Below are 26,882 nucleotides of genomic sequence, written 5' to 3'. Positions count from 1 at the left end.
TTATAAGTATTTGTTTTAAGGATGCATTGGAACAACAAGATATCTGTAATTCATTGATTCATCTCCATCTGCTTCTTGTTGACCGTTAAATTCAACAGGCTTAACAGCAGACGTGATTTTAGCGTGAATAAATGGCTCACTAATAGCGCTTAATCCTTCAATCAAGTAGTTAGGATTAAAAGCAACAATAATATCTTGACCATCCATATCTATGTCAATAATTTCTTTTGCTTTAGATTCACTGTCGTTTCCAGCACTTAGAGTGAGTTCATCTTCCGCAAAAGACATGTAGATTGGAGCATCTTTTTCTGCAACAATAGCAACGCGTTTAATTGCGTTAATAAGCATTTGTCGATTAATAATTGCGTGAATAGGATACTCGTCAACAAAAAGACGATCTACAGAAGGAAATTCTCCATCAATAAGTTGAGAAGTGCTAACTCTTCCAGAATTTTCAAATCCTAGAATAGAAGGTTCTTGCTCGTTTAAGTTAATAACAACATTTTGATGTTCGTCAACAGAGCGCGAAATATCTTTAAGAATGCTTCCCTTAATAAGAGTTGAAGTATTTATATCGCTATGTTCTGGAGTCCACTTAAAAGTGGAACGAGCAAGACGATATCTGTCAGTAGCTGTAAAAGTAACAGTATCGTCTTCAAAATGAGCATGAATTCCTGTTAGAACTGGCCTATCTTCTTCTCTAGAAACTGCTACAGAAGCCTGATTTACAGCCTGAACAAAAGTAGGAGCATCTACTTGACCAAGTTTTGAAGGAATTTCTGGTAAATCTGGATATTCTCCTTCTGGCATAAGCTGCAAAGTAAATGTTGACTTTCCAGAAGTAATTGTAAGAGTTGTTTCGTTAGAAGATAAATATGTTTTTTCTGCTGGCAAAGATTTTGTTATATCTGCAAGTAGTCTGCCTAAAACGAGCACACTCCCTGCTTCATCTACACCCGCTTCAACGTGATGACGACTAGAAAGTTGATAGTTAAATGCGCAAAGCTGCAAAGTTCCGTCTTTTGCTTCTAGCTTTAAGCCAGCAAGAATAGGATTTGCTGGACGATTATCTATAACGCGAGTAGTCCAAGATAGTGCGTCTGCAAAAGAAGCGGAATTAACTTCAACTTTCATATTTCCTCATTTCAGTAAAACTGTGTTTATTCTATCTCATTGGCTAATGAAAATCTAATTTAGAAATAAGTGCTAATCGTTAATAAAAAATATTATTATTATTCAAAAATAAAGTAATAATAGTAATAAGCAATGTGGAAATGTTAACATGTGACTAGAAAAGCTTTGTTAAAGCCATTATCCACATAAGAAAAATGTGGATAACCTATGAGTAATTGTGTGCAAAAAGAGTCGAGTTATCCACATTCGGAGCTATTTTTTCATTAATTCACATTTTGAGCGGCTTTATAAACAGTTTATTCACTTTTTTAACGGCGTTTTCCACCACTTATTCGCAGGGTTTAACCACATTTGTGACTAACTATGTGGATAACTTTTTTTATTTTAATTAACAGAGTTGTATAGATTTGTGTAAAACTACTTTTTATTCGTAGGATTTTGCTTTAATCGAACAGTTAATTCCATAACATAGTTATAGATTTCCTGCTTTTCTTGCATCTCTCCGCTAATGCGCGTATAAGCATGCATAACAGTCGTGTGATCGCGGCCGCCAAAGACTTCGCCAATATCAACAAGACTCATACTTGTCATTTCTCTAGCTAAATACATTGCAATTTGACGTGCCAAAGCAACATTCTTAGTTCTAGATCTGCCAACAATCTCGTCAAAAGTCATATGGAAGTACTTAGCAACTTGACCAATAATATCTGTTGGACGAATTTCAATATCGGAAGCAAAGAAGTCTTGTAAAGCTTGTTCTGCCAAGGCTTTGCTCACAGGTTGATTACTTAAAGATGCAACGGCTGTAACTCTAGTTAAAGCACCTTCAAGCTCACGGATATTCTCTGTAAAACGCTCCGCAATAAGGTCTAGAACATCGCTAGGGACGTTAGAATTATTCATTAATGCCATCATTCTTAGAATGGCTATTCGGGTTTCTAAATCAGGCGGCTTAATATCAACAGTTAAGCCAGACTCAAATCTAGAAATAAGTCTTGATTCAAATCCTCTAAGATTTTTAGGAGCAACATCAGAAGCAATAACAATTCTTTTACTTGCTTGATAAAGAGCATTAAAAGTATGGAAGAATTGTTCCAGAGTTGCTTCTTTTCCTCCCAAAAACTGAATGTCATCGATTAAAAGAACATCAACTTCGCGGAAGCGCCTATTAAAATTAGCGATTTGACCCTGATTTTGACTTGTGTTTTGTAAAGCCTCAATAAATTCGTTAGTAAATTCCTCGCTTGTAATATAACGAACCTTAAGTGAAGAATCCTTAACAAGAGCATAATTGCCAATAGCATTAAGCAAATGTGTTTTACCTAAACCAGATCCGCCGTAAATACATAAAGGATTAAAGTCTTTTCCAGAGCCTTCTGCAACAGCTAAAGCAACTGTGCGCGCAAAACGATTAGAATCTCCAGGAACAAAAGTATCAAAAGTTGCGCAAGTATTTAAGTGAGTAACGGGATCCCTTTTTATTGAAGAAGGAATTTTTGCTTGCGGATTATTAATACCAGAATTAATACCAGAAACATCTAAACCAGTGTTTTGCATGGTATTTAAGCCGGTTGCGTAGTCAAAATCTTTTTGAATAGGAGTATTGCTAGATGAACCAACATTTTCAACGCTATTAGTGTTTACAAGATTGTTAGTATTTTCAACAGATTGTGCGCCAAAATTTGATTTTACGTTCTCTAAAGAGTTGCTTTTAGAAGAAGATAAGTCTGAATTAACGTTTGTATTTTCTTCTAAAGATGTTGAAAATACTCGGGAAGTCTCGTTTACATTTTGATTAAGATTGCTTAAATCGGAAGTGCTGTTAGTGGCATTGATGTTAGCGGCTGCACTGTTAGTTGAAGTATTGTTATTTTCTGATTGAGAAACAATCTTAAATGCTGGAAACATATCTTTTCCAGTACAAATTTTTAATGATGTAAGAAGAGCTGAACTAAGCTCATTTTGCAAAGCTTGCTGTGTTTCTATATTAGAGACGCAAAGAACAATAGTAGTTCCAAAAATAGATTCAGGTTTTACGCTTTCAAACCAGCTTTTATCGCGGTTGCTTAAAAGGGCATTATGACGCAATACTGCAAGGGTATTTGACCACACAATAGTGGCTTGCGCATTTGGATCGCTAAAAGAATCCGTCATGCTACACCCCCATAAACTTGCAGAAACATTTATTCGATTCTTTACGCTTAGACAAAACAGATATGCAAAACAGAGATACATATCCATTCGCGCGCGTAAAGAGTGCTAGTAGAATATGTTTACTCCGACCCTAAGAAGTTATCCACAGCCTCGCGTGTTGAAAATACTTAATTGTGAATAACATGTGTGTAATTTGTGGATAAGATAAAAGCTTTTAATCCACATTTTTCAAGGCTTTTACAAGTTGTTTGATTTAGTGAAAATGGTACAGAAAATTTTACGGTGTTGAAAAATTTGACTTATTAAAGCGTACTTATAAACACGTTTAATCAAAAGTTTTTTGACTATTGGTGAGGGGTAATAGTAATTTAGTATAGCTTGACTCATACGGAGCCGTGCTTTTGCATGGCTAAATACAGGAGCGTTAGTTATGAAGAGGACATTCCAGCCTAACAACCGTCGTCGTCACATGAAGCACGGCTTCCGCGTTCGCATGCGTACGCGTGCTGGCCGCGCAGTGATTAATCGTCGTCGCGCCAAGGGCCGTAAGACACTATCTGCCTGAGATGGGGCGCGTCGTAAAGCATGGATAGGCTGAAAAGCCATCGCGATTTTGTTGCGGTGCTCAAAAAACGACGCAAGGTGTGTTCACGGGATATCGTCGCGCATTACAACATGCGTGGCGGTATAGCCGTGTTAAACGCGCTTAACGAAGGCGAAAAAACAAGTCTGAATCAGATTGCCACGGGTCGTGATGGTAATACACCCGCGGCATTTTGTGGTACCTTAAATCAGCCTCAACAAAATGAAGCTGACTTAAGGCTAGGGCTTGCTGTATCTAAAAGCGTAGGAAAAGCTGTTATTAGAAATAAAGTAAAAAGACGCTTTAGAGTAATAGCAAAACAGCATCAATCGTTACTTCCAAATGGTTGTGACGTAGTTCTAAGAGCTAAATCTACTGCTGCTAGTGCATCGTTTGAATCATTAAATGAGCAGGTTAAAAAGATTTTTGAGAAAATAACCAAAATTGTTCAAAATCAAAGCCAGCAAATAGCGCAAGAAGAACACCAAGAATGCCAACTAAATCAACCATCAGAATCGTTGAAAATCGGCGAAAACAACAATAAGTTGGTTTAAGGAATAGTGATACAGCTATGAATAGCAGAAAAAGTGTTGTAGCGAATTTGATTATAAAAGCGATTCGCTGGTATCAACGCGCGATTTCTGCTAATAGACCAGCTTGCTGCCGATACTACCCAACTTGCTCAAGATACGCTATTGAAGCAATTAGCCGCTATGGAGCGTTTAAGGGCGGTATCCTAGCTGCTTTGCGACTATTGCGCTGTAGACCATGGACCAGCTGCAGTATTGACGATGTACCACGCAAATATTCAATTTTTTATCGTTGCGCTTGGTCCAAAGCGCATGAAGAGCCACGGTTAACTCCCTTGGCTGATCAAGACAAGGAAAACTAATGTTTAATCAAGACCACTTTTTACTTGATAATGGAATTTGGGGATGGTTCTATAAAATCCTTACGCCAGTTGAGTGGCTTATGACTCAAGTAATGGCGCTTTTCCACAAGCTATTTGTTCTTATTGGAATGAATGAAATTGGATTCTCCTGGGTTCTTTCAATCGTCTTTCTTGTGCTTGTTGTGCACGCGTGCATATTCCCTGCCTTTATAAAAAGCATTAAAGGTATGCGCAATATGCAAGCGATCGCTCCTAAAATGAAGAAAATTCAGCAAAAGTATAAGGGTAAAAACGATTCTGCTAGCAAAGAAGCCATGCAGCGAGAAATGATGAAGCTGTATCAGGAGAATAACGCAAATCCTGCTGGAAGCTGCCTGCCAATGATGATTCAAGGCCCAGCATTTATGAGTATTTGGTATACGCTTTCTGTGATTCCGTTCATTGCTCGTGGAAAGCATGCTTCTTTGGGTGCTTTTGATGTTACTACAGCACAGCAATTCGTTAAAACGCATGTGTTTGGTGTTGGTGTTTCCGACACGTTTATGACGGTTCAAGCAGGCGGAAAAGTTGTTATTGTAATCTTTGTTATATTGATGTGTGCTGCAATGTGGTACATGCAATTTAACAATATTCGTAAGAATCTTCCGCCAGAATCGAAGCAGGGTCCCCAGTACACAATGCAAAAACTTATGATGTGGGGATTCCCATTAATCTATGTTTTCTCTGCATTTGCTCTTCCATTTGCAATGCTTGTTTATTGGCTTGTAAACAACATTATTAATATGCTTCGCTCTATTTGGCAGGTGTATGCCTTCCCAACCCCAGGATCTCCTGCAGCAGAGGAAAAAGAAAAGCGCGATTACAAAAAAGAATCCGAGCGCCGAAAGCGCGAAGGTTTGCCTTCTATTGAAGAAGAAAAGCTTCAACAGGCTCGAGAAGAAGCTAAGCGCAGAGAATCCGAAGGGTTCCAACGTAAGCAGCCTAATCGCAAGCGAAAAACAAGTAAATAATGTAAAAACAAGGTAAATGTGAATTTATTTATTAGATTTATTAAAATTATTAAAATAATTTATAAATTTGGATTTATCTTCAGTTAAACTGTACACAGAATTGTGATTCTTGACATTTATTGAAATTAAGGAGTATGTAAATGGCACAAGACGAGACCAGGAGCATTGACCAGCTCAATGAGGAAGCTGATATAGCTGCCGATTACTTAGAAGGACTTTTAGATATTGCTGATTACGAAGGTGATATTGAAATGGGAGTTCGCAACAATAGACCAATGATTCAAATTGTTGCAGACGACGATTCAGATATTAAGCATTTGATTGGTAGAGATGGAGAGGTTGTTGATGCTTTGCAACAATTGAGCCGTCTAGCTATTCAGCAAAAAACTGGTGAAAGATCGCACTTAATTGTAGACGTTGATGGGTTCCTTAAGCGTAAGCGTCAACATTTGCGAGATATTGCGTTGGATGCTGTTGATGAAGTTCGCGAAACTGGCGATTCTGTTGATTTGAAGCCAATGAATTCGTTTGAGCGTAAAGTTATTCACGATACAGTTAGAGAAGAAGGCTTAAGGTCTAGGTCTCATGGAGAAGAACCACACCGCTACGTTACTGTTTATATGCCTGCAAGCGCCATTGAAGACGATGATTTAGATGAAGATGTGGATGTAGACATGGATGATGTAGACGTAGAGTTGGACGAAGAATATACAGAGTAGCAATTAGCTTAAATAAAAAGTAACACAATAGAACAAAAATGTTTTATTGTGTTACTTTTTGTTTGAGGGGCTGATTTGCGGAAAAGATTTTAGATATGGAACAGGCTGACAATTTACAAAACAATGTAGATGAAAACAATGTAGATGAATTAGACAACTCCCCTTTGTTGAGTGAAGTTTTGGGCAATGCTCTTGATAAATGCAAGATGTTTCACGTGAAACTTAAGAAAGAGGGATTAGTTCGCGGCCTTGTTGGTCCTAGAGATATGAATATTCTTTGGGAAAGGCATATTCTAAATTCTGCTGCGGTTGTTCCATTTGTTAAAAAAGCAGTTGAAAAGTCAAGTAAGAAATCTATTGCAGACGTTGGAAGTGGCGGAGGTTTTCCAGGAATTGTTGTAGCTGCGTGTTTGCCTGATTGCAAAGTAACATTAATTGAGCCAATGGAAAGACGAGTTCTTTGGTTAAAAGAATGCGTAGAGGTTATGAGCCTAAAAAATGTTACAGTTTTTCATGGAAGATCAGACGAAGTTATTGCTAAAGTTAAGTCTCACGAAATTCCAGCCTTTGACGTAGTTACATGTAGAGCTGTTGCACCTATGACAAAATTGGCTGGATGGACCATTCCACTATTAGGCAAGAATGGACAACTAATCGCGTTAAAAGGAAAGTCTGCACAAGCGGAGATTGATAAAGCTGAAAAGATGATTAAAAAAGTAAAAGGGCTAAATCCTAGAGTAGTTGATGCCCCTGTTGCTAAAGGCCTTCAATCAACTAGCGTTGTAATAATTGATAAAGGCTGATTTAAGTTTTGTGATTTACTTCTGTGCTTTTATGCGCAATTATTTTTTGCATTAAGTTTCATTGAATGTTTCACGTGAAACTGAATAAAGATGTTATATGTTTCATGTGAAACTGTGTGTTTTTATAATATTTTTGTAGCATTTTCTGCAATTTTTATGGTGTTTTATGTCCATAGAAGAAAGGAAACTTGAAAATACTACGGTTAAATTGGTTAAGTTTGGTAATTTCCCATAGGTGGGCGGGGTGGTGTGAATGGTGGAATCAGCAGAAGATACAATTAAACGTATTTTTGGGGATTCTGGATCTTCCTTGGGCAGTGAGTTGGCAGATATAACCAGTCGCTTTCACGCCATTGATGGCGTTGTGTTCCCTAAGCCGAAGACTACACGTTTTATTGCGGTTGCGAATCAAAAAGGTGGAGTTGGAAAAACCAGTTCCGCTGTGAATTTGTCGGCAGCAATGGCTGTTGGCGGCTCGAAAGTTTTATTAATTGATATGGATCCACAAGGTAATGCTTCTACGGCAATGAATATACCACATTCTTCCGCAGATCCTTCTATTTATGATGTTATTGAAGGAAGAAAGACTATTGCTGATGTTAAACAAGAGTGCCCAGATATTGCAGGGCTAGATGTTGTTCCAGCTTCGATTGAGTTAAGTGGTGCTGAATTAGAAGTTGCTCAAATGGAAGATAGGAATAATCTTCTTAAGAATGCAATTGATGAGTTTTTAAGCTCTAGCAGCGAACATTACGATTACGTTTTTATTGATTGCCAACCTTCTCTTGGTCTTTTAGTAATTAATGCGATGTGCGCTGTGCACGAGATGCTAATTCCAATTCAAGCGGAATACTATGCGCTCGAAGGATTGGGTCAGTTGATTAGAACAATTGGTTTGGTTCAAAAGCACTATAATCCTGCGCTTGTTGTTTCTACAATGCTTGTAACAATGTTTGATAAGCGAACTCTTCTTGGTAGGGAAGTTTTTCAAGAAGTTAAAAATCATTATCCAAATATTGTTCTTAATACCACTATTCCGCGAACTGTTAAGATTCCAGAAGCGCCAAGTTTTAATCAAAGTGTTATAACCTACGATCCGCATGGAACAGGTGCTGTGTCTTATAGAGAAGCTGCATTTGAGATAGCTAATAAGTCTGATGTAATTTTGTCTGTTATTGATTCAAAAAGAGAGGGTAATTAGTGATGAGTGCAAGTAAATCGCGTTTGGGGAAAGGATTGGGAGCATTATTCCCTGCACTTCCTGGAGAAGATAGTTTAGATGAGTTTGCTAACAAAAAGATTGAAGATGTTTCACATGAAGCATTAGAGAGTAACGACACTTCGAGCACTGTTTCACGTGAAACAGACAGTAAAATCGTAGATAAAAATACGCAAAAAAGTGTTTCACGTGAAACAAAGGTATTTACAAAAAAGCCAGCTAAGGTTCCTAGCGTTGATGACTCAATTTCCCCGCATTTAAGCCAAAAAATGGGGGGAAATACTTCCGTTTCACGTGAAACAGTGCCGTCAATCGCTAGCAAAAACAAGCATTCGGCAAAGCGAACTTCTATGCCGTCAATTGATGACGTTACAAGGCCAATTGACTTTTTCTTTGGCGATTCTGCTTCTAAATCGTTTGTTTCTTCAAAGCAAAAAAATGAAGATAATGATAAAAATAAAGTTGCAGAAAAAATATCGCAAGATAAACAAACAAGCCAAACGCAAGAGCTAAAGCCTATTGAAGGTGGGTATTTAGAGTATTTGGATCCAAGTGATATTGTTCCAAACGCTCATCAGCCGCGTACGATTTTTGATGAAGAAGAGCTTCAAGAATTGTCTGCTTCAATCAAAGAGGTTGGAGTTTTGCAGCCGATTGTTGTGCGAAAAATCAAGGATATAAGTCAAGATGATTTGCACAATGCTCATTATGAGTTAATAATGGGCGAGCGAAGGTGGAGAGCAACGCAATTAGCAGGTCTTAAAAAGATTCCAGCGATTGTTAGAACCACTTCGGATGAAAACATGCTTAGGGATGCGCTTTTGGAGAATTTGCACAGAGTTGCATTAAATCCGTTAGAAGAAGCTGCAGCTTATGCTCAAATGATTGATGATTTTGGACTTACGCAAATTCAGCTTTCTAAGTCCGTTTCTAAGTCTCGTCCGCAAATCGCAAACACCTTGCGACTTTTGAATTTGCCAGCCAGCGTGCAAAAACATATTGCGTCGGGAGTGCTTTCTGCAGGTCACGCTCGTGCTCTTCTTGCATTAGCTTCTACAGAAGAAATGGAAGCTCTTGCAAAGCGCATTATTGCAGAAGGTTTATCGGTTCGCAGTACGGAAGAAATTGTTTCGATTAAAGTAGACAATGGAGACGATTCTTCTAGAAGAACTAGAGTTAAACGAAACAACAAGTGGGTGTCTTCTCCAATTAGAAAGCAGCTTGAAGATAGATTCTCCACAAAAGTTGCCATTAAAGGAAGCGAAAATCACGGAAGAATCGAAATAGTATTTTCTTCTCCAGAAGAACTGCATCGAATAGTCAATATTTTAGTAGATAAAAAAGATTAATAATAAACCCCCAATAAGCTGTTAATACAACTATTGGGGGTTATTGTTTCACGTGGAACAAAAAATTATTGTTCGTTCAAATCAGTTAAATCGTTCAAATAGGCTTGTGCATCAAGGGCCGCGCGGCAGCCCATGCCAGCAGCAGATATTGCTTGCCTATATACGCTATCTACAACATCGCCAGCAGCAAAAACGCCAGGAACTGAAGTTTTAGTAGATGCTCCTTGCACAGAAATAGTTCCATCTTCGTTAAGATCTAAAGCACCATCTAAGAAACTTGTAGATGGGGAGTGTCCAATAGCAACAAAAATGCCGCTTGCCTCAATATTTTGAGTCTCGCCGGTTTTAACATTCTTAACAGTTACAGATTGTGCATCTCCATCCACGCCGTTTACAGAGCAAACAACAGAATCTAAAACAAAATTGATTTTGCTGTTTTTGCGCGCGCGGTCAACCATAATCTTAGATGCGCGGAATGAATCACGCCTATGAATAAGCGTTACGCAAGAGCCAAAACGAGTTAAGAAAAGCGCTTCTTCGAAAGCAGAATCACCGCCGCCTACAACAACAATAGGCTTTTCCCTAAAGAAGAATCCGTCACAAGTTGCACAATAAGAAACACCGCGGCCCGAGTACTCCTGCTCTCCCGGAACACCTAATTTGCGCACTTGTGAGCCCGTAGAAACGATTACAGCTTTAGATGTGTAAGTTACACCATCATCTGTTGTAACCGCTTTTAAATCGCCATTAAAATCTACAGAAATAACATCGTTAAGCAAGATTTGTGCTCCGAATTTTTCTGCCTGTTTTTGCATTGCTTCCATTAGGTCTGGGCCTAAAATGCCGTCTGCAAAACCTGGATAATTTTCCACTTCGGTAGTGTTCATAAGCTGGCCGCCAGGCGTTAGCGCTCCAGCAATAACTAGAGGGCTGTAGCCTGCGCGCGCTAAGTACAAAGCCGAAGTGTACCCAGCAGGGCCAGAACCAATAATAATTACGTTTTTTTGCACAGTTTTCATAAAATATTCCTAATAGTCCTAATAATTTTAATAATTTTTAGTAAATTCTAACGTAGTTTATGTATAGCCCATTCATTGGTATAGACCCTTGTGGAACCCACAAGATAAAGTCTTGCGCTGTTATAGGCTTTTTGAACTTTACATCTGTTACTCCGCTAGCGTCAAAAGTAAAGTCTGCAACTTTTTCTCCAGCGCTAGGATCGTTCTTGGAATTTGCAATCAAATACCCATGTCCGCCCGAAGAGCGAATCGAAACAACAAATCTGTATGCTTCTTGAGGCTGAGTTAAGTGCATGTAGTAGCCGTAGCCGCGCTGATTGCCCGTATCTTCCAAGAATTGCTGAATATCTATAGGGTAAGGCGTGTTGTTAGTAGGCATTTTAGGCTTTGGTACTTGCTTTACTTTCTTGCGTTTATTTTGTTTCTTATGCTTGTTTTTAAGGCTTTTATTATCCTTATTGCTCTTATTCTTTTCGCCAGCCTTATTTGCATCAGATTCACTAGTACCAGGCTTATTTGGTTGCTTTTCTTTAGATGAATCGCTTTTATCTTCCGAAAGAACACCTTGACTTCCAAAAGGCACATTTTCAACACTTTGCGAATCCCAAGAATTAGATTTTGCAAAGTTTGATGGCGCTTCGTGAGAGTTAAAAAGACTATGCAAAGATATTGCAAAGACAACAATCACTAGCAATGCAACAACGCCAATAGCTAAGACTTTTGTAGAAAGTCCTCCAAAAATCTTTGCATCTGCAATGTCTACATTGTTTTGACCAGAAGATTTCTTTGCTTTTAAGTCGTCTTGATGCTCGTGAGGCTGGAAGCTAGGAGGCATGGATGAGTGAGACAATAATCCAGTATTTTGGCTGCTATAATCGCCATATTCCTCGTTTTCTAGCTCCTCTTCTCGCAACGCTCTAGCGGATTCTTCGCCAGGAGCAACAAAACGCCCATTGCTGTCTACAACAGGCACTCTTCCTGTTGATTCGGCTTCTAATGGCAAGATTTGCGGCTTAGAAAGCAACTCCGTGTGCCTTGTGTTACTGCTTAGAAGGTCTTCAAAGTCGAATCTTCTAGGCATTAGTGGCGAAGATAAGTCATCTTTTTGTGAATAATCGTTTCCAGAAGTTAGCGAGTCTAAAGCGTTTAACGCGCTTTTATTGCCATTTTCTTTTGCGTACGAGTCGTTTGTAGAATCATTGCCAATGTTTGTATTCTTGCTATTCTCGTTATTTTTATTATTTTTATTTTCGCCAACCTTATTCTCTTCGCTTGCTTGCGATTTATCGGTTGAATAGCTAGGGAAACTTGTGTATGTTGAAGACAAATTGTGGAAAATTGAATCATCGGCGTCTAGCTCAGTTGGAGCTAAAATATTCGCCATTTCTGCTGCAGCAATATCGTGGAAGTCGTAGTCTGTTCCAGTTGAATCGGACTCTGGTAAAGAATCAAGTTTTTTCTCAGAATTATCATCATTTCTTTTTAGCAAAGCGCTTAAAGCACCAATGGTTTTGCTTGCATTTTTAAGACCAGTATTTTTAGCGTTTTTGCCAAACTTGTTAGGCTTTTCGTCTTCATTTTTTATTGATAAATCACTTGAATCTAAAATACCAATAGATTCTTGACTTGATAATTGGTTTTCAAGCAAATCTTCGTTCTTAGATAATCCTTCTGGAAAATCAATAAGATCTTCGTCTTTGCAAGGTAAAAGTAGTGCTTTTTGAATAGAAGATTCGCTTGCATTATTGTTAAGAATAATATCTTTTTCGCTAAGCTTTTTAACAGGAGTATATGTGCCTAAAAGTGCCAGAAGCTCCCCAATAGATGCCATTGGAATAATGCTTGAATCCTTAGCAGAAGAAAGGCCTCTTTTGCAAATCATAACAAATTCGCCAGGAACGCCGTCTGCAAGTCTAGAAACGTTAAAAACTGTGTTATTTTGCGTGTATCCAGTGCGCGTAAGAAGAGCATATAAAAGCGCAGAAAGCTGATGTGTTGCAATGTTTTCTACACTTTGTGGCAAGTTTTTAGACGGTTCTTCGTTTTTGTTTTGATTTTCGCTTTCGTTTTGCGAATCCTGCGCGTCTTGCTTATTTTTAGTATTCGGCTTATCTTGTTTGTTTTTTTGCGAATCCTGCTTTGAATATTCAACAGTAACGTCTTTTAATAGAGGGCTTATTGGCGCGCAAGCTAGCTCTACTCCATTATTTGTGATTCTTACCGTGTTTGTTGAAATAGCATAATGAGTTATTCCAGATGCAAGAAGTTTGCTAAGTGCATTTGCTGCTTCGGCAACAATAGAGCGTATAGCTTCGTAGCTAAGTGTAGAGCTATGTGATTTTATGTAGTCGTCTACAGTTATTCCAGAATCCAACTCAGTTATAATAATTGCAACGTCATCTATGTTGTGAATTTTTAGAACTGGCGTAAATTTGCGGATTCTAGATAGTGCAAGAGTAGAAGATATTGTGTTTACTTCGGGAAGGAATCTACGGTCGCGCACAATAAAGAGCTGGCAATCTCTAGCAAGTATGCGGTCGCTAGCTTTCCATACTTGAACGCCTGCTTCTTCTCGCAAAGGTGATATTAGAGCATAGCGATTAAGTATAATATCTCCCAACTGAGGTTTCATCTACTCCCCGGCTTCCTACATGAGTAATGAATATGCGTAAATAATAAATCCCATCAATTATTGTAATTGCAGAATTTAGTAAAACGCTCCTTATTTTGCAATTATTGTTGTTTATTTATTTTGATTTAATTATTGCTCACTGTGTTGATTTATGATTATCAACTTGTATTGTGACGATTATTGTTGACTATTGTGGCCTTTTATTGCACATTATGCACTGTTTTTGCCTATTTTTGAACGAACAATGCGAGACGAATTATTTTTGTTGCCATTTTTGCTGCTGCTTTCGCTGCTGTTTTTGGCATTACTTTTTACATTACTTTTAACAGCATTTGCGCGCTCAAGATTTAGTAAGAACGACCATTTTACGCCGATTTTTTTAAGAATTGGATTAATAATGATCGCCAATTCGCTTGTTCTTAAAAGCAAAAGAGTAGATACGTAAACGATTACAAGAATAATAGTTATAATTGCGCAAACAAAAATCGCAAGCAACCATCGATTAACACCACGAAGCTTTGGTGAATCTAAAGAAATCCACTTGTAAATAAATTCTCTAGTCAAAATTCCAACAACAATAGAAACAATCGAAGCCGCAATCACCTTTATGTGAGTAACAATAAGCTGCTTATCGTCTAAATTATTGTTAAAACGAGACCTAATCATTTTAACAAGCGCAGGGAAAGTAAGAATGTAGCTAAATGATGCAGCTGCTGCTAAAGCGCTAACCCAGTAGTTTGGCGGAAGGAACTTTATGCAAGAAAACACAATAACAAGCTCTACGCAAAGTTGCGCTGCACAAAACATAAATGGATGCTTTCCGTCTTCAAAAGCGTAGAATGTGCGTTGAATAATCAAATAGGCGCTAGATAGTGGCAAGCCAATTGAAAGCATCATAAGAGGATCGGCCATTAAGTACGCCTCTTTTATGCTGATTGAAGGAAGCAGAGCCAAAGAGATAGGCATTGGAATAACAATAAAAGCAACGCTAAAGAAGCACATTAAAATGCTAACGCTTCTAATGCAAGAGCTTAAATCTGCGCGAACTGTAGATAAATCGTGTTGTGCAATCGACTTAGAAATCTTTGGAAAAACAGCGGTTGCAACCGATACAGCTATAAGCGAATAAGGCAGAATAAACATTGTGTATGCGTTTTGAAAAGTGGCGTTTCCTGCAACATCAAATTGGCTTAATCCCAATGTTTCTTCGGCTATAGAAGGTGCGCTTGTTGTTATGTGAGTTGTAGCCATTGTAGAAAGCTGACTAACAGCCACGATTGCAAAGCTCCAAGCTGCAACAGGGCCCATAGAACGCAAGCCAATGCCACTAATGCCAAAACTTGGCTTATACTTTAATCCGATTTTTTTAAGAGGAATAAACAAAACAAGTGCTTGAGCTGCAACGCCTAAAGTCCAAAAGCCTGCAGTTAAAAGCATTGTAGTGTTGTTCCAAAAATGCGCAGGCTGTCTACTTGCCTTTCCAAAAATCGCAATAAACACGCCAAATCCCGTGCAACTAACAATGTTTGCAGCAACCGAGCTCCAAGCATACATTGCAAATTTGCCTTTAGCAGCCAGAACTTGGCCGAGTACGGTATAAAGGCCGTAGAAGAATATTTGAGGCATACACCATAGCGTAAAAGCGTTTGTAAGTGCAATCATTGCTGGGTTTGATCCAACGTAAAGCCATGTTAAAACAGGTGTGGCAATCGCCATTAAAGCGGTTACGCCTAAAAGCAGAATAATAGCAAATGTTATTAGCTTATTTAGCCTATTTTTTGCATCTTGTTTTTCTAGAGTCTTAACGATTTGTGGAACAAGAACAGCATTGAAAATTCCGCCAGAAACAAGCGTATAAATAAGCTGAGGAATCATAGACCCAGCCTGGTAAGCGTTTGCTGCCAAACCAGTTGTGCCAAGGGCTGCGGCGAGCAAAATTGTTCTAATCTGGCCAGTGATTCTAGAAGCGGCTGTGCCGCTTGCCATTATAATCGAGTTGCGGCCTACTGAATTCATTCGTCTGGGTCCTTTTTACGATTAAACTGCCTGAAAAGCCCAAAAGCTCCAAGTGCAAAAGCAAATATTATAATAATCGTACCGCTTTTATCGCTGATTTGCAGCGTGCTTGTGATTGCCGTCTCTTTAGTGCTACTAAAAACGTTGTGGTTTCTATCTTCTAGAGCAAAAGTGGCTTTAACTTTGCTAGATGTTGTAGATCTAAGTGGCAAAATCACCTGGGATTCGCTATTTGCTGCGATTTTAACTGGTGTTTTTCTTCTAGTTACTATTTCCATAGAATTGGTATACGCAGTTAAATATACGCTAATCGGGTATGGGTTTGTGTTGCTGATTGTAATCGGCATGGTTGCTGTTTCGCTTACAAGAGTAACGTCTTTTGGAGGAATAATATTGATTCCAGAAATGAGCATTTTAGCCAAATCGTGAGTGCCATTTTTGGTTTGCGTCTGCGATTCGCTAGCGCTACTGTTTGATTGGCTAGCGCTATTTAACGTATTATCTAGCTCTCTTTGAGCCATTGCGTCAAAAAGTTTAATAAGATTTTCGCTCCAGATTTTGCTGTTTTGATTAATTTTTAACTTTGCGTTTTGTTTTGCAAGAGACTGAGCATCTGACTCGCATGTTTTATGGTTATTAAGCTCATTTTGATCAAGAATGCTGTTTATAAATTGGTTTACTAGCATTCTATCGGAAGCTAATTGGCTAATCTTAGCTTTGCTTGCGATTAATGATTTTCCTTCGATTGAACTCGCCTTAGGAACTGGGCTATATCCAAGGTGTTCTTTAGTAATAGCTTTTGAGTGTGTTAAAGAATTTATATCTAGAAGACTAATCCAAGGCGATTTTTCTAGAATGCTTACAACTGATTCGATTAAAGGTATAGAAGAATCTGGGCTAAACGTTAGTAGCAAATGCCTAGGCATATAAGGCTGTTCCATCTGGTAGAAGGCGCTTTGTGCTGCAAGTCTGTTTAGAAGTCCTGCGCTAGTAGTTTCTGCTGCCGATTGAGCACTTGTAAAATGCCCATTTATTAGCTCGTTAAGCGTTTCTTGGCAAGAAAGCACTTTTACGCTTCCCGAAGATGTTTGAACCTCGTAAACACCATTTTTTACGGCAAAACGGTTTGCTAGAGGGTCGAATCCGCTAGTGGCCACTACTGTTTTGTATCCGTTTGCGGCAGCCTTCTCTAGTGCGCGTAGAGTCCATTTTTCGCCTGTTTGAAAAGCGTAGGAATCAAGATTTAGCGGCTTTGTTGTTGAATTTTCTAATATAGATGATTTTTTACTCCAAGAATCTAAACCAATTCCAGCTAGTTTATAAGAAACACGATTTTCAGATTCCGCATACCTGCTTATGTTAAAACCGTTATTTTGCATAAATACGGAAGGCGTAAATGTTGGTTCACTAAATTTAAGAGTGTTTGGGTCTGCTATTGTTTGCAACTTTGGATGCTTTTGAACAAGATTTATCAAAGAAGTAATGCGCTTAATACTGCTTTTACTAAGTCTGATTTTTCTGTTAGTTGTAGAGCCTGTTGTAGAGCCTGTTGTAGGATTTGCTAAATTTTCTTGCGATTCACTAATGGCGTTAATAGAAGGAGAAATATTGTGCTTGCTAATGTTAAAACGCCAATCGGAAGATTTTGCGATTATTGGCATTAGTAAAGTCACATTAATTGGCGGAGTTTGAACGTTTTTAATGCCAATATTTGCTCGAGTTACAAACGATTTAACAGAATAATAATGCTTAAAATCTAAAGAAGAATACATTATAGAAACAGGTTTTGGACCCCAATAAATAATGTTTGAAAGATTTTGACTGTCTGCATCAACGTCAATTTGCGCACTATAGGATTTTCCGCTTGCAAGCGCTGGAACACTAACTTCGCCTATTAGTTGAGGCGTTGGAATCCTAGACTCGGCTTGGCTCCATTTTTGCAAGTCGGTTCTAGACATAAAAGTGTACCAAGGGTTAAAAGTGACTTGAATTTTGCCTTCTGGAAAATCTTTAGAACTGTTATTTTTAAGCAGAAGATTAATGTGGTATCCGCTTTTATCTGTAAGAATCGAAGTTGACTTTACGATTTTTAGCGAGATTCCTTTGAATTTTGTGTTATACAAAGAGTAGGAGCTTAAGGAAGACTGATTAGCATACGCGACTTTTGGTGCGAAGAAAAATGGGAAAGTCGCAAGCAAGAGTGCCATTAGAACTGTGGTTACGCAAAGTCTTAAAAACGCGTTTTTTTGCGACTTACGCAACTGGTTTTTTGAAAAATCAATCACATTAATCACGTTAGTAACGTTAATCACGGTTTTGCCTCCTATTCGCCTTTTTAGCATACATCCATGCTATTTTTCGTTCGTTTGGGTAGCTTAAAATGTCGTTAAGGTTCTTAAAATCAACCCAAATCGCGTCTTCTGCTTCGTGATCTGGGTCTCCAAGAACAGATAATTCGCCGCTAACATACTTAAGCGCAAAGTGGTGAACAAGTTTATGCACACGCTGGCTTGTTCCAGTAAACCAGTAGTCGATAGTTGCAATTGAATCAACAACTTCGCCAAGAATACCCGTTTCTTCGCGAATCTCTCTAACTGCTGTTTGTTGCGGTGTTTCGCCTTTTTCAATATGGCCTTTTGGCAAGCACCATTCCATGTGTCCACTTCGCGAATGCCGTGCTATAACCGCGACACGCCCAAGAGAGTCAAAAACTAATCCTCCAGCGGAATATTCTCGAACAATAGGCAAATCCTGTGCGTCTAGAGAAGCAAAAGTTTTAGGGCCGTCATTAACTCTTCTTTGAGGCATTAATGCAGGAGAAGGGGCATTAATAGAAGATATTTGCTGCCTGGATTCCGTTATATTAACATGAATGTTTTCAACAGTGTAGCTGCCTGAAAAGCCCGAAATATCAACAAAAATCGACTCCTCTTCTTCGGCCTGTTGTGGATGAATTTTGCTTTTCATTCTAGCAACATCAAGAGGAGTGACTCGAATGCTTGGAGTGTTTTGGGTATGATTATCCGAGGCTCTGGCGAGCATGCGTCTTAAGTCTTTCGGAGTAACCATACACTCCACCTTACTCAATCCGCTGTGCATTGGGGTAACGGTATGCTGGAATGTAGTTTGATTTTTGCTGAAAGGGTGTTTTTAAGCGTGTCTGTGAACTTTGAAGTTTGGCCAGAAGCCATAGAGTTGGGTAAATTATTTGCCGATCACAATTACGAGTTGGCGCTTGTTGGCGGCCCTGTGCGAGACATGCTTTTGCATAGAGTTTCGCACGATCTTGACTTTTGCACATCTGCTAAGCCAGAAGAGTTTGAGCCACTTCTTAGGTCTTGGGGTCATGACGGTTTTTGGGACATGGGTCGAAAGTTTGGCACGCTTGGAGCTTTGAAGCGCAGAAAAGACGGAACCGAAGTAAAAGTAGAGATAACAACTTACAGATGCGATGCTTATAATCCAGATTCCAGAAAGCCAGAAGTAAAATATGGCGATACTTTGGAAGGTGATCTTTCTAGACGCGATTTTACTGTAAACGCAATGGCTTTGCGCGTGCCAAGTCTAGAATTTGTGGATCCATTTGGCGGAGCAAGCGACTTATCTAAAGGTATTTTGCGAACTCCGGTAGACCCACGTCAATCTTTTGACGACGATCCTTTAAGAATGATGCGTGCTGTTCGCTTTGTTGCTCAACTTGGTTTCACTATTGAAGCAAGCACGGCTGAGGCCATTTTGAGCATGGTTTCTAGATTAGATATTGTTTCTGCGGAGCGCGTTCGTGACGAAATAACAAAGATGCTTCTTTCGGCAAATCCGCGCGCTGGAATTGAAGCAATGGTTGATTCTGGTATTGCAGATAGGGTTTTGCCAGAAATTCCTGCTTTGCGCTTAGAAATTGATGAGCATCACAGGCATAAGGATGTTTTCGAGCACACAATGATGGTTCTTGAGCGCGCAATAGCGCTTGAAACAGATGACGAAGGTGCTGTTCCTGGGCCTGATTTGACTTTGCGACTTGCGGCTCTTTTGCACGATATTGGCAAGCCGCGTACTAGAAAGTTTGAAGACGGCGGAAAAGTTAGCTTCCATCATCACGATATTGTTGGAGCTAAAATGACTCGAAAACGCATGAAAGCTTTGCATTTTGACCATCATATTATTGACGATGTAAGCGAGCTTGTGAATTTGCATTTGCGATTCCATGGCTACGTAGATGAGCCTTGGACGGATTCTGCAGTTAGAAGGTATGTTAAGGATTCTGGCCACTTGTACGAGCGGCTAAATCGCTTAACTCGCGCAGACGCTACTACACAAAACAGGCGCAAGTCGCTTATGTTTGAGCATGCTATGGACGAGATGGAAGATCGCGTACGCGAATTAAAAAAGCAGGAAGATTTTAACGCAATTCGTCCAGACTTGGATGGCAATGAAATCATGAATCTTCTTGGCCTAGAGCCTGGCCCGATTGTTGGGAAGGCATACAAGCACATGTTGGAATACAGACTAGATAATGGTCCTGTAGAGCACAGTGTTGCTGTTGAAGAGCTTAAAAAATGGTACGAAAGTCAAAGCTGAATAAAGCGAATCACGCAAAGCGTCTATATAAGCGTCTATACAAGCTAGAATACTACTGAATAGGCTTGTGGTTTGCAGCTTTTGGAAGATTCTTAATTGTGTTATACGCTGCGCAGCCTCTAATCTCGTTAATCGTAGCTCCAGCAGCAGGAACGTCGGTTTTAGGACGAAGATTGCTAAAAGTGGTTCCTAAAACAACGTCAATAAGCTTATCTTGACGGTCGTCCATGCGCAAAATAGCGTCCTTAAAATTGGCAACTAGTGTATAAGCTTCGTTAATCGACTGTTTTCCAAAATAGATTGTTGTGCGCTTAACGCGTGTTTCGCTATTTCCAACTTCGATTAAGTTAAAACCGCGATTTCTAAGGCCTTCCCCGACTGCTCGCGCGAATCCGCGGAATTTTGTTCCATTTAGAACGCGTATAGAAACAGCACGATTATCTATATAAGATGCTTTATTTTCGTCTTTGTTTTTTATAGCACAAGGCGCTTGAACGCCGTAATTTGGGTCTACTTCTGGAGTTCTAGGAGCAGCGATTCCAAAAAGATGAGATTGCACAATAAGAGCTAGAACAAAGGCAATTGCAACTCCGATTGCAACAGACGATAGCACAAATCGTTTTCTTTGATACATGAACTCTCTTCGGGCTAGTCGCTCGTCGTAAAACTGCGTCATGCTAACTTCCGATCTGTACTGTGTGCTTGTATTGTGTACCTGTATTGTGCGCGTTGTGCGTGCATATGCGTATGCATAAGTGTTAGCTATTTTACTTACTATGCATGACGGCGTTTATAAGCGTATTTTAACTGTTAAAAGCTTTAGACAGAGCTAAAAATTCGTCGCAAGTTAAAGTTTCGCCTCGTCTTGTTGAATCAATCTTAGAAAGTTCGTAGGCTTCTTTAGGAACAATGCCTTTTAGTGCTGCGTTTAGCGTTTTTCTTCTCTGCTGGAATGCTGCATCAATAATCTTAAACACTTTTTCTTTTTCTTGCTCGCTGCCTTTTGGATTATTGTTTCTCTTAAAGTACACTAGCGCGGAGTCAACGTTTGGAGCAGGCCAAAATACGTTTCTGCCGATTAAACCCGCTTTTTGAGCAGTACCGTACCAAGCCAACTTTACGCTTGGAGTGCCATACGTTTTATTGCCAGGCTGCGCGCATAAGCGATCTGCAACTTCTTTTTGAACCATTACAAGAAAGCTTGTAAGATTATCGAATTTTTCTAAAAGAGTAAGAATAATCGGTGTTGCAACGTTGTATGGAAGATTTGCAACAAGCGTAAAGTGCGCCGCTTTTGCTAAATCGGGAACGTCTTGAGCGTTTACCTCTAACGCGTCTTTAAGAATCACATTAAACCGTTCTAAAGCATTAGGCATAAATTCTTTAACGGTTCTTGGCAAACGCTTAGCAAGATGCGGATCTATTTCTACAGCAGTAAGATTTGCGCCCGCTTGAAGAATCGCAAGTGTAAGCGAGCCAAGACCAGGGCCTACTTCCATAACAAAATCGTTTGAATTAATTTTTGACGCAGCAACGATTTTTTTAACTGTTCCTGGGTCAATAACAAAATTTTGACCAAACTTTTTTGTAGGTGTAATGCCCTCTTGTGCTGCGATTGCGCGAATATCTACTGCTCCAAGAAGACGGCCTTGTTGATTTTCAATATTATCTTTCGTCAATTTAATACCATCCAAACTTTAATACCATCCAACTTCTTGTGAATGCTTCCATGCTTCGCTAGGATTTCCGTATTTACTTCTAATGTAACTAAGGCCCCACGTTATTTGTATTGACGCGTCTTCGTGCCAGTTTGCTCCCGCGCTCGCCATTTTATCTGCTGGAAGTGATTGCGGAATTCCGTACGCGCCAGAGCTTTTATTTTCTGCGTTCCAACGCCAATTCGATTCTTTTGTCCACAATTTAACAAGATCTTCCCACATTGCGCCAGTCCAACCAAGTTGTGCGCATGCTGCTTGAGCGTAAAGTTTTGCTTGTTCGGGCGTTGCGTGAACCATGCCATTTGGGTTATCTGCGGGTGCGGGAGTTGGTGTTGGGGCAGGTGTTTGTTTTATAGCTTGTGAAGTTTCAGCAGTTTGCTTAGAATTTTGCTGATTGTTGTTATTATTTTGTTGAATGTTTTGATTTTGCGCGCCCTGTTGTGTGCTCTGGTTTTGAGTATTTTGTTGATTCGTGTTTGTTTTTTGCGATTGAGTTTGATTATTTGGTTTCTTGTTTTCTTCTTGTTTATTGATTCGTTTGCTTGGCTTAGACTCGTTTTGTGTTCTAGGAGTAGACTTTGCGCCAATTGCAACAATTTGATCAATCGACGGCTTAACAATTGACTGCTTTATTAGCGTTGCACTTTGAGCTTTGCCATCCACATAAGTCACGTTATACAAATCTATGCGCTCGCCATTTACGCCAGCTTGTTTAATAACACTAGCTCCTATTGCAAGACTTGGGTCGATTATGTTTACAGTGCTAAATGGAATAACAACGTTTCTAGATTCTTTTCCATGCGTTACTCTAAGAATGCGAAGCAATGTTTTTCCGTTTTCTTCGCTAACAGTTACTTGGTCTTCTTTTCCTAAGACTATTCCTAAAGAATCAAGAATGGAGCTTGCTGGCAGTGTTCCGTCTGGAACAACTCTTGTTTTGTTATCGCAAATAACTGTGACTGGTCCTTTTTTGTTTATAGAAAGTCCACCAGTAAGCTTGTTATAAATGTTTTGCAAATTAACAGTTATTTTTGCAGCATGATCTGCGTTTGCTTGGAAGAATCCGATTAATTGGTCAATGCTTGTTGCAACAGTCCAAAATGGTATTGTTACACCGTCTACTGTAATGGATGTTTGATAAGCGCTTCTAACGGTAACAGTTGCGCGATCTGCTAGTACGTCTCCCGAAGTACTAATAACTTGGTCGTGTGTTTTAACTGGTACTTTTTGTTCTTGTAGAAGTCTTTGTGTAGTAGATGCATAAGTTGTTACTACTTTAGTTTTGCCATTTATGATTAAAGCAATAGATTTACGCGCAGAAAGTGCAAAAATCCCAGTGCTAGAAATAACAAGAGCTAGAACGCATATAAAAACGCGTAGTCTTCTCATTATTACAAACCGCTGAGGCGTCCATCTGCGTGCCATTCAACCTCACTTTCAATGCAAAACTGAATTTTAATTATAGCAATGATTACAATCAGCCAAAAATAAGACTATAAGCATATGATCTAACTCATTAAAAATGCGTTAAGAAGAATCAGTCTTAAATTATAAAATTATAAAACTATAAAACTATAAAAGGTAAAGGGGGGCAGGAGAGAAGGGGATTTGTCCTGCCCCCATGAGGAGGAGCTGGTTGGGGGACGCTCCATCCTCATGCTCGGAAACCCTGAGTTGGGGGAAGGTTCCCGAGAACTTACTCAAGCGAAGTAATCAGCATAAAGTATTTTTGTAAGCTTTACGATTCATCATAAAATAAATCTATTTATAATTTATTATCTTATTATTGTTATTGTAAATTTACTAAAAACTTTTTATATGCTTATGACTCATAATATGCATACAAGTGGATTTTTATAATTTAGACCGTTTTTGTTATGCAAAACGCCTATAAAATGGAGCCTCCTGCCGGGATCGAACCGGCGACCTGCCGCTTACAAGGCGGCCGCTCTGGCCATCTGAGCTAAGGAGGCGAGTTCTTGCACGCTAGTTAAAAATCTTCGCGAGCAAAACATTGATTAGTGTATCAGCACCCGTTGCCAAGTGCAACTTTTGGAACCAACACACTAATCAACAAGAACTAGTCAAGAGGATTTGGCTGATCTTTATCTGTTATTTTTGGCATAACACCAGCAACGCCAACCTTAGACTTGTCTAATCCGATAGACTTAAGAATTGCATCTGGAGTACTAAGCTTATTCTTACTAACCGCAACCATATCTAGCAACTTTCCGTTGATAGTGGTTGTTGGCGTTGTCATAGCTCCCTTATTCGCTCCACTAACATTCCACAAAGCCTTGCGATTTGGTGTATCGGCATTAATAGCGTTTTGCCAATCAAGATAATTTCTGTTGAATGCTTTGTTTGCCACTTCTTCGCTAACGCCAGCGTTTATAGCTTGCTCAATCAGCTTTTCGTTGCTAACAGGCTTGTAGTTGTCGCCTTCTTCTGGTTGGAAATCCTCGGCAAAAATGTTGTTAATAAATTGAAGTAAGTGCGAAGGATTGTCGTCGTTAGAAGAAATGTATGCGATTGCGCCAGTTACGCGTGTTGAATAGTGGTCGCTAGAAATTCGATCCAAGAACGACATTGGGTGAATCTCAAGGTTGATTTGGCCGGCTTTCATCATTGCAATAAGCATTTGATCGGAATCGCGATTAAAATTACCGCATCCTGGGCACAGAGGATCGGCATAAACCGCTATAGTCGGAGCGTTTGGAGCCGTTGTGTTATAGCCGCTTTTACTAATTAAAATTCCGCCTTGCTCGTTTGCGTACTTAGGCTTTTGGCTACTTGTAAGCTTTTTAACAGCTCGTCTTGCTTGCTGAGCTTGTTCGGCGTTCTTTTGATTTTGCGCGTTGGTAGCGTTAAGTGCTGTAATTCCTATTGCTGCAATCATGCCAATTAAAATAGCAACAACAATAATTCCAACAATTGTCTGTTGCCTTAACTCTTTAGCTTTGCTAGCGCGAAGGTCCTGATTTGGTTGATTCTGCGCGCTTTTGCTAGTATTAGGCATGCTTATCCTTCCCCTGATTTTGCAAATAACATACATAAGTAAATTAATCTAAAAGAATAGTTTAGATTACGGTATCAACGGGCTTAATCGCCGTCGGTTGCTTGCGATTTTCCCGCTCCACAAATGGCCCCTGCTCCAACGGCGAATATTTTAGTTTTACCTAATATAAAAGAAATAATCCATCCTGCAATAAATCCAATAATGTATCCAATTGAAGTTGGTGAACAAATATCTGGAGCGTATGTTGGTAAAATCACGCTAATTGACCAAACTTGAACTTTGACTAATTGGCTAGATGCGTGGATTAAAATTGGATACACATATGCTCCAATAATGCCTGCTATTGCAAGAGTTAGGACTTTTTTAATCGAGTATGCGATTGCTTTAATAAAATGCCAAGGTATACTAGCAACTCTTATAAATACGTCTTTTCCGCCAACGGATTCGTTAGCGCATTTTCTGCGTACGCTTGAGCAAACATTGTATCCGATTGTTGCTGTAATTAGCATAAAAATAGCATTTGCTGCAAGCGCATCTATTGGAGAAATCGCAGCTAGTAAGCTTGCAAGAGTAAGGAATATAGCCGACGCCACTCGCCCACGAAATAAGTATTTATTTACGTTTGGATGCGGATTTTCATCTAACTCAGGCGTCTCAGCAATTTTGGTTGCTTGTTCTGGATTGTTTGCGATTTGTTTCGTCTCTGCAACTTGTTCTGGGTTGTGCGCGTAGACTTTGGTAATAGATGTGCTAGTGGCGTCTAGCAAAGATGTTGGCGCGGAATCTATTAAATCCGATTCTGTAGAGTGTAACAAAGTTGTATTGTCAACATTCTTAGAAACCCACATTTTTCTAGGGTTTTCTGGAAGTTTTTTTGTTTGAAAAGTCGTGTTAAAATCGTGAGTTTTGGCATTATTAGGTACAGTTTCTCCACTAAAGCTGTTCTCAAAAGGGTAGCTTGAATCCTGCCAGTCTGTAGGGTTCATGGCATCTTGGAAAATTGCGTTTTCAAGCTGTTCTGGAGTGCATCGCTCGCTTCTTTTAGGATTCAATGCGCTTTTGAACGCTTGCATTGTTCTTATTGGAAGGCCATTAAGATTTGCGTTCCCAGATGCTGCTCTTTCTAAAACTGCCATTATTGGCTTGGTTCCAAAAACAGGCTTTCCTGTTGCTGCAAAAGCTAGAACGGCAGCTACGCTCCACCAATCTGTAAGTTCGCTCGATTCTCCGCCTTCGATGATTTCTGGGGCAATAAATCCTGGTGTTCCCATTACAAGGCCAGTCCGCGTAACATGCGATTCGCCCTGTCCCATAGATATTCCAAAATCAACTAAAACGGGGCCTGTAGTGGAAATCATTATGTTTGTAGGCTTAATATCTCGGTGAATTATGCCCGCGCTATGAACTGCTTTTACGGCGTTGATTAGTTTGTGTGCAAGTCGTTCTAAATCGCCACCAACGTATGGGCCGTTAATTGCAACGTCTTCTTTAAGATTGTGGCCGTCAATAAGTTCTGTGACTATAAAAGCGATTGAAGCATCAAGTTCCATGTCTACTATTGAGCACACGCCTTCGTGGTGTATTTTTTGCAAAGCTAGAGCCTCGCGCCTAAGTCTAAGTCTCGCTTGCTCTTGCGGATTGCTAACTTCGGCAGACTCCAAACTATCATCTTCGTTTTCTAGCATTGATGCGCGCAAAATCTTCATTGCGTAAAAATGGCCGCCGTCGTCTTGCACTCGCCAAACGGAGCCCATGGCGCCGCCACCTAGTCGCTCAATCAGCGTGTATCCGCCAACATTTTGGCCAGAGCGCAAGTCAAACATGCTCACATCTTCCATAATGCATTATGTTAGTGTGCAGCTATGCCAATTTGTTTTTTAACACTAAACACGCTATTTTATAAACAAATGTTTAGATATTTACTGTAAAAGTAATCGCGTTTATGAGCCTTTGTTTATTTGTGATTTTTATACTCGACACGCCGAAGTGTTAGAAAATAGTGTAATTTTGCTGTTTTTACTGAATAAACATGATATA

At 39.5% G+C, this 26,882-nt stretch carries 21 protein-coding genes and 1 tRNA gene; 9 read left to right on the top strand and 13 right to left on the bottom strand.

Annotated elements, in window-relative coordinates:
* Window positions 1-15: 15 nt before the first annotated feature.
* Together dnaN and dnaA are read right to left on the bottom strand one after the other, a co-directional pair.
* The gene (gene dnaN / locus NYP55_RS04765; protein WP_004131176.1) at window positions 16-1,134 is read right to left on the bottom strand and encodes a DNA polymerase III subunit beta; all 1,119 of its coding nucleotides are present in this window, start codon (window positions 1,132-1,134) and stop codon (window positions 16-18) included.
* 417 nt (window positions 1,135-1,551) lie between these two features.
* On the bottom strand, window positions 1,552-3,288 hold the full coding sequence (dnaA, locus tag NYP55_RS04760) for a chromosomal replication initiator protein DnaA (RefSeq protein ID WP_004131174.1): 1,737 nt from the start codon (window positions 3,286-3,288) through the stop codon (window positions 1,552-1,554).
* 430 nt (window positions 3,289-3,718) lie between these two features.
* Between dnaA and rpmH the strand changes: the two genes are divergently transcribed.
* The 8 genes from rpmH to NYP55_RS04720 all read left to right on the top strand — a co-directional run bounded on the left by rpmH (window position 3,719) and on the right by NYP55_RS04720 (window position 9,863).
* Window positions 3,719-3,853, top strand: coding sequence for a 50S ribosomal protein L34 (rpmH, locus tag NYP55_RS04755; protein ID WP_004114029.1), 135 nt, complete (start codon window positions 3,719-3,721; stop codon window positions 3,851-3,853).
* Between the two features lie 20 nt (window positions 3,854-3,873).
* Window positions 3,874-4,425, top strand: coding sequence for a ribonuclease P protein component (gene rnpA, locus NYP55_RS04750; RefSeq protein WP_004131172.1), 552 nt, complete (start codon window positions 3,874-3,876; stop codon window positions 4,423-4,425).
* Between the two features lie 17 nt (window positions 4,426-4,442).
* Complete coding sequence (yidD, locus tag NYP55_RS04745) at window positions 4,443-4,763, top strand: membrane protein insertion efficiency factor YidD (RefSeq protein WP_004131171.1); 321 nt, start codon at window positions 4,443-4,445, stop codon at window positions 4,761-4,763.
* Window positions 4,763-5,773: a membrane protein insertase YidC gene (yidC, locus tag NYP55_RS04740; protein ID WP_004131170.1), complete on the top strand. Its 1,011-nt coding sequence runs from the start codon at window positions 4,763-4,765 to the stop codon at window positions 5,771-5,773. Before yidD ends, yidC begins: the two co-directional genes overlap by 1 nt.
* Window positions 5,774-5,913: 140 nt before the next feature.
* Entirely contained in the window at window positions 5,914-6,492 is a 579-nt protein-coding gene (locus NYP55_RS04735) for a Jag family protein (RefSeq protein WP_004131169.1), read from the top strand.
* A 95-nt stretch (window positions 6,493-6,587) separates the two neighbouring features.
* A complete protein-coding gene (gene rsmG / locus NYP55_RS04730; protein WP_004131168.1) occupies window positions 6,588-7,295 on the top strand; it encodes a 16S rRNA (guanine(527)-N(7))-methyltransferase RsmG in 708 nt (235 codons plus the stop codon).
* Between the two features lie 253 nt (window positions 7,296-7,548).
* The gene (locus NYP55_RS04725; RefSeq protein ID WP_472781626.1) at window positions 7,549-8,496 is read left to right on the top strand and encodes a ParA family protein; all 948 of its coding nucleotides are present in this window, start codon (window positions 7,549-7,551) and stop codon (window positions 8,494-8,496) included.
* 2 nt (window positions 8,497-8,498) lie between these two features.
* On the top strand, window positions 8,499-9,863 hold the full coding sequence (locus tag NYP55_RS04720; RefSeq protein ID WP_004131165.1) for a ParB/RepB/Spo0J family partition protein: 1,365 nt from the start codon (window positions 8,499-8,501) through the stop codon (window positions 9,861-9,863).
* Between the two features lie 65 nt (window positions 9,864-9,928).
* Here NYP55_RS04720 and trxB read toward each other — a convergent pair whose 3' ends face one another.
* The 5 genes from trxB to NYP55_RS04695 all read right to left on the bottom strand — a co-directional run bounded on the left by trxB (window position 9,929) and on the right by NYP55_RS04695 (window position 18,599).
* Window positions 9,929-10,882 (bottom strand): thioredoxin-disulfide reductase, encoded by a 954-nt coding sequence (gene trxB, locus NYP55_RS04715; RefSeq protein ID WP_004131163.1) that lies wholly within the window; start codon window positions 10,880-10,882, stop codon window positions 9,929-9,931.
* A 37-nt stretch (window positions 10,883-10,919) separates the two neighbouring features.
* Window positions 10,920-13,514, bottom strand: coding sequence for a protein kinase family protein (locus NYP55_RS04710; RefSeq protein WP_472781625.1), 2,595 nt, complete (start codon window positions 13,512-13,514; stop codon window positions 10,920-10,922).
* Between the two features lie 210 nt (window positions 13,515-13,724).
* Window positions 13,725-15,530 (bottom strand): murein biosynthesis integral membrane protein MurJ, encoded by a 1,806-nt coding sequence (gene murJ / locus NYP55_RS04705; protein ID WP_472781624.1) that lies wholly within the window; start codon window positions 15,528-15,530, stop codon window positions 13,725-13,727.
* Window positions 15,527-17,872: a DUF6049 family protein gene (locus tag NYP55_RS04700; protein WP_472781623.1), complete on the bottom strand. Its 2,346-nt coding sequence runs from the start codon at window positions 17,870-17,872 to the stop codon at window positions 15,527-15,529. Before NYP55_RS04700 ends, murJ begins: the two co-directional genes overlap by 4 nt.
* A complete protein-coding gene (locus tag NYP55_RS04695; RefSeq protein WP_004131150.1) occupies window positions 17,835-18,599 on the bottom strand; it encodes an NUDIX hydrolase in 765 nt (254 codons plus the stop codon). Before NYP55_RS04695 ends, NYP55_RS04700 begins: the two co-directional genes overlap by 38 nt.
* A gap of 42 nt (window positions 18,600-18,641) precedes the next feature.
* Here NYP55_RS04695 and NYP55_RS04690 point away from each other — a divergent pair, with 42 nt between their 5' ends.
* Window positions 18,642-20,108: a CCA tRNA nucleotidyltransferase gene (locus NYP55_RS04690; RefSeq protein ID WP_174191201.1), complete on the top strand. Its 1,467-nt coding sequence runs from the start codon at window positions 18,642-18,644 to the stop codon at window positions 20,106-20,108.
* Window positions 20,109-20,160: 52 nt separating this feature from the next.
* Here the strand turns inward: NYP55_RS04690 and NYP55_RS04685 are convergent, their stop codons facing one another.
* The 6 genes from NYP55_RS04685 to NYP55_RS04660 form a co-directional block, all read right to left on the bottom strand.
* The gene (locus tag NYP55_RS04685; protein WP_016832410.1) at window positions 20,161-20,784 is read right to left on the bottom strand and encodes a LytR C-terminal domain-containing protein; all 624 of its coding nucleotides are present in this window, start codon (window positions 20,782-20,784) and stop codon (window positions 20,161-20,163) included.
* Between the two features lie 127 nt (window positions 20,785-20,911).
* A complete protein-coding gene (gene rsmA, locus NYP55_RS04680) occupies window positions 20,912-21,802 on the bottom strand; it encodes a 16S rRNA (adenine(1518)-N(6)/adenine(1519)-N(6))-dimethyltransferase RsmA (RefSeq protein ID WP_472781622.1) in 891 nt (296 codons plus the stop codon).
* A 3-nt stretch (window positions 21,803-21,805) separates the two neighbouring features.
* On the bottom strand, window positions 21,806-23,251 hold the full coding sequence (locus tag NYP55_RS04675; RefSeq protein WP_472781621.1) for an aggregation-promoting factor C-terminal-like domain-containing protein: 1,446 nt from the start codon (window positions 23,249-23,251) through the stop codon (window positions 21,806-21,808).
* 471 nt (window positions 23,252-23,722) lie between these two features.
* A tRNA-Thr gene (locus tag NYP55_RS04670) sits at window positions 23,723-23,799 on the bottom strand.
* A gap of 107 nt (window positions 23,800-23,906) precedes the next feature.
* On the bottom strand, window positions 23,907-24,845 hold the full coding sequence (locus NYP55_RS04665) for a DsbA family protein (protein ID WP_102704842.1): 939 nt from the start codon (window positions 24,843-24,845) through the stop codon (window positions 23,907-23,909).
* 83 nt (window positions 24,846-24,928) lie between these two features.
* Complete coding sequence (locus tag NYP55_RS04660) at window positions 24,929-26,683, bottom strand: serine/threonine-protein kinase (RefSeq protein ID WP_472781620.1); 1,755 nt, start codon at window positions 26,681-26,683, stop codon at window positions 24,929-24,931.
* Between the last annotated feature and the right edge of the window lie 199 nt (window positions 26,684-26,882).

This window comes from Gardnerella sp. c10Ua_31 (assembly GCF_055700915.1).
This window is presented reverse-complemented; position numbering and strand designations above follow the sequence as displayed.

Coding starts and splice junctions, on each gene's coding strand:
- dnaN (WP_004131176.1), bottom strand. CDS start 1,134: ATGAAAGTTGAAGTTAATTCCGCTTCTTTTGCAGACGCACTATCTTGG.
- dnaA (WP_004131174.1), bottom strand. CDS start 3,288: ATGACGGATTCTTTTAGCGATCCAAATGCGCAAGCCACTATTGTGTGG.
- rpmH (WP_004114029.1), top strand. CDS start 3,719: ATGAAGAGGACATTCCAGCCTAACAACCGTCGTCGTCACATGAAGCAC.
- rnpA (WP_004131172.1), top strand. CDS start 3,874: ATGGATAGGCTGAAAAGCCATCGCGATTTTGTTGCGGTGCTCAAAAAA.
- yidD (WP_004131171.1), top strand. CDS start 4,443: ATGAATAGCAGAAAAAGTGTTGTAGCGAATTTGATTATAAAAGCGATT.
- yidC (WP_004131170.1), top strand. CDS start 4,763: ATGTTTAATCAAGACCACTTTTTACTTGATAATGGAATTTGGGGATGG.
- NYP55_RS04735 (WP_004131169.1), top strand. CDS start 5,914: ATGGCACAAGACGAGACCAGGAGCATTGACCAGCTCAATGAGGAAGCT.
- rsmG (WP_004131168.1), top strand. CDS start 6,588: ATGGAACAGGCTGACAATTTACAAAACAATGTAGATGAAAACAATGTA.
- NYP55_RS04725 (WP_472781626.1), top strand. CDS start 7,549: ATGGTGGAATCAGCAGAAGATACAATTAAACGTATTTTTGGGGATTCT.
- NYP55_RS04720 (WP_004131165.1), top strand. CDS start 8,499: ATGAGTGCAAGTAAATCGCGTTTGGGGAAAGGATTGGGAGCATTATTC.
- trxB (WP_004131163.1), bottom strand. CDS start 10,882: ATGAAAACTGTGCAAAAAAACGTAATTATTATTGGTTCTGGCCCTGCT.
- NYP55_RS04710 (WP_472781625.1), bottom strand. CDS start 13,514: ATGAAACCTCAGTTGGGAGATATTATACTTAATCGCTATGCTCTAATA.
- murJ (WP_472781624.1), bottom strand. CDS start 15,530: ATGAATTCAGTAGGCCGCAACTCGATTATAATGGCAAGCGGCACAGCC.
- NYP55_RS04700 (WP_472781623.1), bottom strand. CDS start 17,872: ATGCTAAAAAGGCGAATAGGAGGCAAAACCGTGATTAACGTTACTAAC.
- NYP55_RS04695 (WP_004131150.1), bottom strand. CDS start 18,599: ATGGTTACTCCGAAAGACTTAAGACGCATGCTCGCCAGAGCCTCGGAT.
- NYP55_RS04690 (WP_174191201.1), top strand. CDS start 18,642: ATGCTGGAATGTAGTTTGATTTTTGCTGAAAGGGTGTTTTTAAGCGTG.
- NYP55_RS04685 (WP_016832410.1), bottom strand. CDS start 20,784: ATGACGCAGTTTTACGACGAGCGACTAGCCCGAAGAGAGTTCATGTAT.
- NYP55_RS04675 (WP_472781621.1), bottom strand. CDS start 23,251: ATGGCACGCAGATGGACGCCTCAGCGGTTTGTAATAATGAGAAGACTA.
- NYP55_RS04665 (WP_102704842.1), bottom strand. CDS start 24,845: ATGCCTAATACTAGCAAAAGCGCGCAGAATCAACCAAATCAGGACCTT.
- NYP55_RS04660 (WP_472781620.1), bottom strand. CDS start 26,683: ATGGAAGATGTGAGCATGTTTGACTTGCGCTCTGGCCAAAATGTTGGC.